This window comes from Streptomyces sp. NPDC059037, from assembly GCF_042740015.1.
GTDB lineage: Bacteria > Actinomycetota > Actinomycetes > Streptomycetales > Streptomycetaceae > Streptomyces.
The window spans coordinates 1-2,040 of sequence record NZ_JBHYIG010000508.1 but is presented as its reverse complement, the minus strand read 5'-3'; the positions used below and the strand labels follow the sequence as shown (position 1 = coordinate 2,040).

Sequence of the window (2,040 nt, the reverse complement as noted above, 5' to 3'; positions counted from 1 at the left end):
CTCTCCGGGGTGGGGGGGCCCCGCCACAACACACCCCACACACCCCTCGGCGGGCGGGGCCCCCCCCCCCCCCAACAACCCCCACCGCCCCCCCCCCCGGGGGGGCCCCCCTTCTCTACTTGTTCTCTGAGCCCCCAAGCGGAATCGAACCGCTGACCTTCTCCTTACCATGGAGACGCTCTACCGACTGAGCTATAGGGGCCTGCTGCGCTTCGCGGTTTCCCGCTCGGCAACGGAATAGATCATACCTGAATCCAGGGGCCCGCCGAACCGCCCATTCCTCTGGACCGCCGACACAGGTACTGCCACCCTGCGCCCATGCCGACCCGACGTGGTAAGTCCATGCGGTACGCCATTCCCGCGACGCTCATCGCGCTGCTTGTGCCGCTCGGGGCCTGCGGATCCGACGACGAGGGATCCGACAAGCCCGACAACGCGAAGCCCACCAAGAAGAAGCCCGCCCCGGAAACCCCGCGCCCGGGCGACCAGAAGGTCACCCTCTCCTGGAAGGGACAGAAGCGGGTCTACAGCGTGCACGCCCCACCCGGCTACACCACGGGCAAGCAACTCCCTCTGATCATCGCCATGCACCCCTATCCGGGCACGGGCGACTCGGCGGCCCGGATCACCGACCTCAGCAAGAAGGCCGACAAGGAGAACTTCCTCGTCGCCTACCCCGACGGCCTGAACCAAGGCTTCAACGCACTGGTCTGCTGCGGCACTCAGGACGACGTCGGCTTCCTTCGTACGATGACGAAGAGGCTGGTCGGCACCTGGAAAGCCGACCCGGAGCGCATCTACGCGACAGGAATCTCCAACGGCGGAGACATGGCATACAAACTCGCCGTCGAACTCCCCGACACCTTCGCCGCCATAGCCCCGGTCAGCGGCGGCTACATCGGCCCGGACACGGCACAGGAGTCGTACGTCCCCAAGACACCCGTCTCGCTTGTGACGTTCATCGGCGGCCTCGACCCGCACTACGCGGAGTTCGACGAGGGCATCAAGGCCTGGCAGAAACGCCTGTCCTGCAAGGCGCCGCCGCCCCAGAAGCTCAAGAACAACATCACGAAGACCTCGGCGAAATGCCGCGACGGCTCGACCACCGTCACCTACCGTCTCCCGGACATGGCCCATCAATGGCCGGGCGGCGCCGGCGCAATGGCCGACCCTGAGGCGGGCATCAGCGCGACGGACCTGATGTGGGAGTTCTTCAAGACCCACCCCAAGAAGACGCCTTGAAGGACGACCTACTGGTGCGCTGTGGGAGAGAGCCTCGACTAGAAGGCCGGCTGAAGAAGCCCGCCCAACGCATTGCACGCGGAGACGACACGCTGCAGATCCCGCCGGGACAACGACGCGTCGACGGGCAGCGCCAGCGTCTCGTCCGCGGCCCGCTCCGTCTCAGGAAGCGCCACGTCCCGCCGGAACTTCGGCATCCGGTGCACCGGAATCTTCACGGGCACCCGGCAGTCAACTCCCTTCGCCCGTACGGCGCGTGCGAACGCGTCACGGTCGGGCCGACCGTTGCCGGGCACGCGCACGACGTACTGCTGATAGCTGTGCGCGGCACCGCCGTCCGGAGTCACCACCCCGCTCAGTCGCCCATTGAGATAGGCGGCATGCGCCCGCCGCTGGGCGAGCTCGTCGTACGGCGCGTCCAACTCGCCCTGCTCGAGCACCAGAACCCCGTGGCGCTGGCCCACGTCCCGCATCCGCCCGACATCGGCCTGGTTCCCGAAGCGGTGTACGACGATGACAGCGGCCGTACGTGCGGTCATGGCAGCGGCGACCGCGTCGGCGTCGAGGCAGTACGTCGACTGCTCTATGTCGGCGAAGACGGGCACGGCACCGGCGTGCACCACGGCCTCGGCGACCTCGGCGTTCCCGTACGCCGGCACGATGACCTCGTCACCGTGCCCGATGCCTGCGGCTCGCAACATTCCAACTGTCCCCATACCTCGGGATGTTGGTCGCACAACGTGAACGGCAAGTGACGCAAAACAAAAAAGAGCTGGTCCCTGAACCGAAGTTCAGGGA

The 2,040-nt window shown here is 67.0% G+C and carries 2 protein-coding genes and 1 tRNA gene; 1 reads left to right on the top strand and 2 read right to left on the bottom strand.

The features are described from left to right. Positions 1–129 precede the first annotated feature (129 nt). Positions 130–202 (bottom strand) — tRNA-Thr (locus tag ACFWY6_RS45225). A gap of 116 nt (positions 203–318) precedes the next feature. On the opposite strand from ACFWY6_RS45225, the gene ACFWY6_RS45220 reads away from it, so the two are divergent. After that, complete coding sequence (locus ACFWY6_RS45220; RefSeq protein WP_384703712.1) at positions 319–1,242, top strand: alpha/beta hydrolase family esterase; 924 nt, start codon at positions 319–321, stop codon at positions 1,240–1,242. Positions 1,243–1,280: 38 nt separating this feature from the next. Here ACFWY6_RS45220 and ACFWY6_RS45215 read toward each other — a convergent pair whose 3' ends face one another. Further along, complete coding sequence (locus ACFWY6_RS45215; RefSeq protein WP_384703709.1) at positions 1,281–1,943, bottom strand: DegT/DnrJ/EryC1/StrS family aminotransferase; 663 nt, start codon at positions 1,941–1,943, stop codon at positions 1,281–1,283. Positions 1,944–2,040 lie beyond the last annotated feature (97 nt).

Coding starts and splice junctions, on each gene's coding strand:
- ACFWY6_RS45220 (WP_384703712.1), top strand. CDS start 319: ATGCCGACCCGACGTGGTAAGTCCATGCGGTACGCCATTCCCGCGACG.
- ACFWY6_RS45215 (WP_384703709.1), bottom strand. CDS start 1,943: ATGTTGCGAGCCGCAGGCATCGGGCACGGTGACGAGGTCATCGTGCCG.